We start from the raw sequence: 7,636 nt of genomic DNA on the forward strand, positions 1-7,636 counted from the left end.
CAGGCACCAGGGAATCATCCACCCGAAAGCAATCGGGAAAATTATCCAGCCGTTGCCAGACACTGATCTGGATCAAGAAAACTGCGAAACTCTAGCTGGAAGCGAAGCTACGCGGCTGGCTGGCCGGAGATTCAGCCGAGGCTCCCCTGGTGGCAGAAGTCCTATTGGAAGTTCTGAGCGAAGCGCGAACGCTCCTACACACCAATTACGTACTCAAAGTCGGCGCGGCAGATCAATCCTGAATTTAATTCGGCCCAGCGAGGTTAGGCGCCGATCTGGATTGGATATTGGACTATATGGATGGTCGCTATACCCGACATGCATGGCGCCCCCCATGATGTGCCGCTCACCGTTGCCGTAGGCGTCCCGGGCCGGGTTGAGGTCACTCCCCGGTCCGGGTCGTCACCACGGCCAGCGAKGGAGCGCGGATGCCCGGGACGGYGTACGGCTACATCAGGACGGAAGACGACGACGAAGCCGAGGTAGACCGCCTGCATGATCGRCTCGGTTCCCACGCCGCCGCCGGGGCCAGGCCCTCGCCGATGTGTTCGTGGACCGGAACATGCCGCCGGGCCAGCTCATCCGCCCCGGCCTCACGCTGCTACTGGATGCGGTCCGGCGCGCGGACGGTGYCATCGTCATCGTTCCCGACCTCTATCACCTCTCCTCGCTCATTGCTGCACGGCGCGCAATCGAAGCAGAAATCAGTGAGGCCGGTGCGCGGCTGATTGCGACCGCGGCCGCCGGCGACGACGTCGGGGCTCAGCCGTCGTGACGGCCCCGGCGACCTCGACGAGCGCACGCCCACGCCTGGCGCGCTCGTCCACGGTCCGGCAGTTCGAGGCCACGRCCAAGACGGTGAGCGCGGCCCGCCAGCACACCACGGCGACGTTGGCTGCCTGGGGATTGGCCGCAGTTGCGGATACGGCGGAACTGCTGGCCTCGGAGCTCGTGACCAACGCGTGCCGGGCGTCGGCAGGCCGGAGCGGCGTGATCGCCATGCGCCTGACCCGCACGGACGCCGATTTGGTCATTGAGGTCTGGGATGCCAACCAGACCGCGCCGGTGCGGCGAAAGCCTGGAGACGACGCCGAAGGTGGGCGCGGGCTTTTGCTGGTGGACGCCCTGAGCGCCCGGTGGGCGTACTACCGCCCCCGCTCCGGCGGCAAGGTGGTCTGGTGCAGCCTGCCTCTGGCGGCCCCGGCCCACGTCCTCCCCGAGGACGCCGAACCGCTACCCCACCGTCCGGCCTCATCCGGCCCCGCCCAGCCCGCCGAGGTCTTCACGGACCTGGTGGTGCTCCGGCGGGTGGCTGACGGCCTCCGCGCGCTGGACTGGGACCTCCCGCCGGGTGAAGACGCGCGRCCGTGACCGCACCCGGCCGCCGCCACCTCTGGTCTGGGTGCGCTCGGGGCCGGAGGATGGAGGGGACGGCAGCCGATCATCAAAGGAGTGCCATGCCCTCGCGCGACACCGCCGTTTCGCTCCGCACCTTCGACGGCCTGCACCTGGCCGGAACCCTCGTGACGCCGGAGGCGACGTACGAACGGGCCGCGGTTCTGGTCCACGGCGGCGGGGTAACCCGGGAAGAGGGCGGCTTCTTCACGCGCTTGGCCGCCGGGCTGGCGGAGGCGKGAGTGGCCTCGCTGCGCTTTGACCTCCGGGGCCACGGGGAGAGCGAAGGCCGCCAGGAGGAGACGACGCTGACGGCGCACCTCAACGACATCGCGGTGGCGCTGGCGCGGGTGCGGGAGGACACCGGGGCGCAGGTCATCCACCTGCTTGGCACCAGCTTCGGCGGCGGCTTGACCGCCTACTACGCAGCCAAGCGGCCGGAGGAGCTGGCCCGGCTGGTGCTCCTGAACCCTCAGCTGGATTACAAGAACCGGTACGTGGACCAGAAGCCGTACTGGCACGGCGACTTCTTGGACGACGAAGCCGCCGCCCGACTGACCAAGGACGGCTTCATCYACCACTCCCCGACGGTCCRRCACGGCCKGGCGATGCTCGCGGAGGTGTTCTGGATCAGGCCGATTCAGGTGGTTGCCGAAATCGCCGCGCCCACCCTGATCGTCCACGGCACCAAGGACACCTTCATTTCGGTGGACGCCTCCCGGGCGGCGGCACCCCGGTTCCAGGCGGAACACCAGCTCGTGGAGATCGAGGGCGCGCAACACGGCTTCGCCGTCCACGAGGACCCCACCTACGTCGACCCCCAAAGCCAGGAGTGGCAGGCCTTCGTCATCCGCACGGTGGCGGACTGGCTCACGGCGGGTTAGACCAGCAGGGCGGCGCGCAGCTGGCGGGGACCGGGCCGGGTCTGCCAGGGCGTCAATATCTGGGCGGCCCGCGTCAACTCCCGGGTGGTGCGGCTGGAGCCGGTGGCCGTCGCCAGCCGCAGGGCGGTCAGGCCTTCCTCGGCGGCGGCGTCAGGCTCGCCGCCTAACGCATGAGCGACAGCCCGGCGTGCCCGGTAGTAGCCCTCGTCCCGGCGGGACAGCGCGCCGGTTGCCAGGACTTCGCCGTAGAGGGCCGCGGCCCGGCCCGGCTTTCCCGCCTCGATGTAGCAGGTGGCCGACCGCAACAACCAGGTTCCTTCGTCGTACCCGGCCCCCAGGGAATCCGGGTCGTCGTCGGCCGCCCCCAGCAGCGCGCGAGCTTCGTCAAGCTTCTGCTCCACGACGCCGATGGGGTCGCCGGTCATCGCCAGACCGCGTGYCTCCTGCTGCGTGACCTCTGCCTGAACCCGGGGCGGCAGGTTCCACGGCCCGTAGCGCGCCRCCTGGGCGAGGGTAAGCACCCGCGTCGCGTCACGGTCCTCATAGGCGGACTGGGACTTACGAAGCAGGATGTAGCCCTGCATTGGCAGGTCCCCGGCCTCCTGCGCCCACTCCATCGCCCGGTCGTACCAGTAGGCCGCCGACGTAGCGTCGTGCAAGTCGCGGTAGAGCCAGCCCGCGAACTCTGCCCCGTCTGCCCCGACGCTGAGGAGAGCGCGCCGCACCTGGGGGCGGACATCCCGGGCGCGGGACTKGATGGCATCGAGGACGCCCAACACCAGGGGCAGCGCCCGGAGCGGCCCCATCTGGCCGTCGTTGGCCTTGCACCGGGTGAACTGCTGGCCGAAGTAGCCCACCACCGTCTCATCCAGGTAGCGGCCCGCGTCCTGCATCGCGGCGGCCAAGTGCTGCATTTCCTCTAGGCTCGCCAGTGGGACGACGTGGGCCGACCCGGGCGCGGCCCGCTCCCCCCGGGGCATCGGCACCTGGGGCGCGCCCGCCTCGCCAGAGTCCGAAGCCAGCTCCGCGACCAGATCAGTGAGGCCGTGGGAGTGCGCGGCGGCGCGGTCAATGGGAAGCGCCACCTGTTGCCCGCCGACGATGACCGGCACGGTGAGCGCCGGCGCCTGGCTCCCTCCGGTGGCCCGGGTGCGCGGCTCCCCGGGACGGTCGAACCAGAGCAGTTCCCCCGGGATGCCGAGGATTTGGCTGTAGCGAATCAGCTTGGTCAGCTCTTCGGGGGCGCGGCCGTTCTCTATCCGGCTGAGCTGCGCCTGTGTCAGGCCCAGCCACCCGCCCACCAGCTCCTGAGAGATGGGTTGGGCATGGTGGGGATGGGTCCGGTAGGCAAAGATCACCCGGCCCATGTGCCACGTCGCCAGGGCGTCGCTCATCTKATCCAGCGCCCAGAACTCCGGGGGCACCTCGGGCGGGCGGACCCGGGCGTCGATGACGGCGCGYTGGCAGGTGCCGCACATGGGCTGCGGGTTGTCGGCGGCCAGGCGGCGTTTGCACCGGGCGCAGTGCCGTAGGTCAGGMGTGGTCGTCATGCCTGGCCATCCCCCGTTCCGTAACCGTTTGGGCACGATCCGGACCCGACCGTAACACCCTCCGGCGCAGTGTCTATGCGTCTCGCGTATGCCCGGCACGAACCACAGGCGTGGTCCTCCACGATCCCYGGCCGGACCCTGAGGACATCTCAATCCCCGTCCCCAGGGTGCGAAAGGGGGATGCCGTGACCCTCACGGTTGCCGTCCCGGTCTTCGGACCTCCGGCCGCTGGCAAGACCACGCTGACGGCGCGGCTCAGCAAGGCCCCGGCCACCGCCGTGTTCCGCCTGCGTGAGCACGTCCCCACCACGATCTTGGCGGCCACGGCCAMCAGCGCGGAACGCCTGGGCTGGATTGACGACTTCACCGTGATTGCCACCCTCCGGGCCTACCTGGAGGACTTGGTCACGGCCGGGGGCACGGGGACAGTCATCTTCGACAACTTCCCCGGCAATGCCGCCCAGGTCCGGCACTTCTTGGCGGCGCTCCGGCAGACGGCCCCCGGCTGCGCCGTCGTCGCCGTGGAGCTGACGGTGAACGTCACCACGCTGTACCGGCGGGCCTATCACCGCCGGGTCTGCCACCGCTGCGAGCGCGACCCCATCCGTGACCCCCGCCTCCCCGCCGAGGCCCGCGCCGACGACCCCCAGCGCTGCGCGCGGTGYGGCGGCATCCTCCACCCCCGCCGCGGGGACGCGCCCCGGCTCCTCCGCGCCCGGCTACAGCGGTACCGCCAGACCGCTGACGGGATCAAGGAGGCGTTCGCGGGTGGCGGCGTCACCGTTCACGCGCTCGACAGCGGCACCACCCCCGAGGACACCGCCCAGGCCGTTACCGCCCTCCTCACCGCCAGGAGCAGCCCCGCATGACCACCTTCCTTGATCTTCCCCACCTGCGCCCGAGGGACGACTATGGCCACGCCCGGATGCCGCGCCGGGCTGACGCACCTGCCCCGGAACACATTGACCGGATCGCCTACGGCCGGTTCCGGAATGTGTACCTCTACATCACCGAGGCCTGTCAACTGCGCTGTGAACACTGCTACATGGGCGAACGACTGGAGCGCGCCTTGAAGATGCCGTTGCCCCAGRTCACGGAGACGCTGCGGACCTGGCGACGGATGGGCGGCAGCAAGCTGACCATCCTGGGCGGGGAGCCGACGCTTCACCCCAACTACATCGAGGCCATCCGGCTCGGGCGGCAGCTGGGGTACGAGGACGTCATCACCACCACGAACGCCCAGAAGCCCGCGGCACGGAAGTTCCGCCAGCTGGAACCGGCGGACTTCGCCTACGTCCAGGTCAGCCTCGACGGCGGGAGCGCCGCCACCCACGACCAGGTACGCGGCGAGGGCACCTTTGACGTGGCTCTGGAGACGACGGCGGAGCTGGCCGGACGCGGCTTCGACACCCGGATCATCTGCACCGTCAACCGGGCCAACCGGGGCGACGCCCTGAAGCTGTTGGACCTGGCCGACGAGATCGGCGTGTCCCTCGTGAAGTTCCACGTCTTCTCCACCATCGGCACCGGCCACGGCAACGCCGACATGGCGATGGGTCCATCAGCCTGGGTGACGTACTGCGACGTCATCAACCAGGTGGCCCCGGCCTACAAAACCCGGGTCTGGTACCAGCCCACCTACGCCCGGCGAAACCAGATGAGCCGCTATGCGGCGGAGGGATACCAGGGGTGCATCGGCCGGACGCTGGACCGCATTTCGATCTTTCCCGACGGGCGCTGCTACGTCTGTTCGTACCTGTTYGACACGGACCTCAACTTCGCCCGGATGCAGGACGGGCAGGTGGTGTTGAACCGCGAGGCCAACGAGTTCGACCTGTTCACCCAACCGCTGATGACGAGCGCGTGCGGCGGGTGCAAGGCCTCCGCCTGCCAGGGCGGTTGCCCCGCCGAGGAAGTCGTCATGGGCGGCTCCTCCTGCGCCGCGGAGCCGGACATCGTGCCGGTGTGCCGGTTGTGGAAGTCGTCCGCCAAGCCCGAGGACTGAGGGAGACACCCTGATGAATGAGATCATCAAGCCCCTCCGGGGACTGGACTGGGACGACCTCGACGCCGTGGAGAGCGGCACCCGCAAGGCGCTGGCGCAGGTGGCGGAGGACCCGGAGGCGGTGAGGGAAGCCCTGCTCCGCCTGCCGACGCGGCCGGAACTGCTGGCCCTGTGCGAGCACTACGACATCCTGGACAAAATCGTGCTGYACCAGGATGACGCTGGTGTCCGGGTCCGGCTGCACGTCTTCCTCCCCGGCTACTTCGACCGGCCTCACAACCACCGCTGGAGTTACGCCAGCCTGGTGCTGCGCGGGGAGTACCGCCACCACCTCTTCGGCAATGTGGACGTGGACGACTCCCCGGCCCCGGACGCGCTGAAGGCGCTGGTGGTGYGGCCGGAACCGGTGGGYAGCAGCTACGCCCTGCATCACTCGATGGTGCGCGCCGTGGTGGCGGAGCCGTTCACGGTGTCGCTGGTGATCCGCGGCCCGGCCGTCAAAGATCGCTTCCTGGTCATGGACCGGAAGACTGGGGAGCGCTGGTGGCAGTTCGGCGCCGCCCAGGAAACGGCCGCCGAGGCCGCCCGCAAACGCCTGACGCGGGACCGCCTGGACGAGCTGACCACTTCACTCCGGGAGTGGGACCTGTTTTAGACCGCCCCGCCGCCCCATGCCTGGCCRCTGCCGGTGCCGAGGCGCGGCCGACGCCCCCGCATCCAAAGGAGGTGCCGCCCATCAGCGACTAATCACCCGCCGCCGTAGACCGACCAACCGCGTTCACCCCGAAGAGCCCGCCCCTCCAACGGCGTAGGGGCGGGCTTCTCGTTCGGTCAGCCAGCGGCCGGGGCAGCCAGACGAGCGCGGGAACTGATGAAGGCGCGCAGCTGGTCCAGGTCCGGAAGGGGTTCGTGGTGGGGACGCTCGCAGCGAAGGCTTCCGCTGGCCGCTGCCAGCTCCAGGGTTTCCCCCATCGGCCAGCCGAGACGCAGACCGTAGAGAAGGCCGCCGGAAAAGGCCGCGCCGGCGCAGTGGGTGTGCCGTACCACGATCTCGAAGGCGGGAACGGATACCCGGCTGGTGTCGCTKAGGGCGACCGCGCCGAAGGCTCCGGCCGTGACCACCACCCAGGAGGCCCGGGTCTGGCTCCGCAGGGAGGCCGCCGTCGCCAGGGCCTCCCCGTGCGCGGCGTCGTCCACGTTCGTCTGGATCACCAGCAGTTCCGGCCAATCCCGGAGCGCGGAAGCCACCTCCGGGCTGAGGCTGGAGCCGCCGAGGTTGAGCAGCAGCGGAACCCCTGCCCGGCGGGCGGCCTCGATGGCGCGGAGGCTTGCTGGTTCGATGAGCTGGTAGCAGTCCACATAGGCGAAGGATGCCGAGGCCAGCGGTGTGAGGTCCACGGCCATCAGCCCATCCAGTACCCCGGGCAGGTACGGAAACCAGGTTCGGGTGCCGTCATCGTCGGCCACGATCACAATGTGCGACGTTGACTGATCCGGCACCGGCCGGGCCGTGGAGGCCACCCGGTGCCGCTCTAACCAGGCCTGGATTTGGACCCCGCCCGGATCATCGCCGAAGTCGTTTGAGAGCACGAGCGCCGGGACCTCGAGGGCGGCCAGGACGGCGGCGGCCATAGGGCCATCCGCCGCGATGGACGGCTCCACCGTCCGGACCGCCGCGYCCTGGTTCGCCGAGGGGAAATGACCCACTGAGCCTTTCCCTGCAACGTTTGGTGACGCTCCGTGAGCGTCGCTGGGTGTGAGCGTCCCTGGGGGTGGAGACGATGAAGGCGCGGGGCTCCGGT

The 7,636-nt window shown here is 69.7% G+C and carries 8 protein-coding genes; 6 read left to right on the forward strand and 2 right to left on the reverse strand.

The genetic code is table 11. The features are described from left to right. Window positions 1-550 precede the first annotated feature (550 nt). The 3 genes from CcI156_RS27300 to CcI156_RS23180 all read left to right on the forward strand — a co-directional run bounded on the left by CcI156_RS27300 (window position 551) and on the right by CcI156_RS23180 (window position 2,279). Complete coding sequence (locus CcI156_RS27300; RefSeq protein WP_254847583.1) at window positions 551-775, forward strand: recombinase family protein; 225 nt, start codon at window positions 551-553, stop codon at window positions 773-775. Continuing rightward, entirely contained in the window at window positions 772-1,371 is a 600-nt protein-coding gene (locus CcI156_RS23175; protein WP_076808240.1) for an ATP-binding protein, read from the forward strand. Before CcI156_RS27300 ends, CcI156_RS23175 begins: the two co-directional genes overlap by 4 nt. 86 nt (window positions 1,372-1,457) lie before the next feature. Continuing rightward, window positions 1,458-2,279: an alpha/beta hydrolase gene (locus tag CcI156_RS23180; protein ID WP_076808242.1), complete on the forward strand. Its 822-nt coding sequence runs from the start codon at window positions 1,458-1,460 to the stop codon at window positions 2,277-2,279. Here CcI156_RS23180 and CcI156_RS23185 read toward each other — a convergent pair. Next, complete coding sequence (locus tag CcI156_RS23185; protein WP_254847584.1) at window positions 2,276-3,829, reverse strand: helix-turn-helix transcriptional regulator; 1,554 nt, start codon at window positions 3,827-3,829, stop codon at window positions 2,276-2,278. The two genes, CcI156_RS23180 and CcI156_RS23185, sit on opposite strands and share 4 nt — an antisense overlap. 185 nt (window positions 3,830-4,014) lie before the next feature. Between CcI156_RS23185 and CcI156_RS23190 the strand changes: the two genes are divergently transcribed. From CcI156_RS23190 to CcI156_RS23200, 3 genes are read left to right on the forward strand one after another with little or no spacing between them, the layout of a single operon-like run. Beyond that, window positions 4,015-4,698, forward strand: a complete 684-nt coding sequence (locus tag CcI156_RS23190) for a hypothetical protein (protein WP_076808253.1) — start codon at window positions 4,015-4,017, stop codon at window positions 4,696-4,698. Then, window positions 4,695-5,834: a radical SAM protein gene (locus CcI156_RS23195; protein WP_076808244.1), complete on the forward strand. Its 1,140-nt coding sequence runs from the start codon at window positions 4,695-4,697 to the stop codon at window positions 5,832-5,834. Before CcI156_RS23190 ends, CcI156_RS23195 begins: the two co-directional genes overlap by 4 nt. 13 nt (window positions 5,835-5,847) lie before the next feature. Beyond that, window positions 5,848-6,489 carry a hypothetical protein gene (locus CcI156_RS23200; protein ID WP_076808246.1) on the forward strand — a complete coding sequence of 214 codons (642 nt, stop codon included), beginning with the start codon at window positions 5,848-5,850 and terminating at the stop codon, window positions 6,487-6,489. 176 nt (window positions 6,490-6,665) lie between these two features. Here CcI156_RS23200 and CcI156_RS23205 read toward each other — a convergent pair whose 3' ends face one another. Then, the gene (locus CcI156_RS23205; protein WP_035734624.1) at window positions 6,666-7,466 is read right to left on the reverse strand and encodes a carbohydrate kinase family protein; all 801 of its coding nucleotides are present in this window, start codon (window positions 7,464-7,466) and stop codon (window positions 6,666-6,668) included. Window positions 7,467-7,636 lie beyond the last annotated feature (170 nt).

The organism is Frankia sp. CcI156 (assembly GCF_001983015.1).
GTDB classification, from domain to species: Bacteria; Actinomycetota; Actinomycetes; order Frankiales; family Frankiaceae; genus Frankia; species Frankia casuarinae.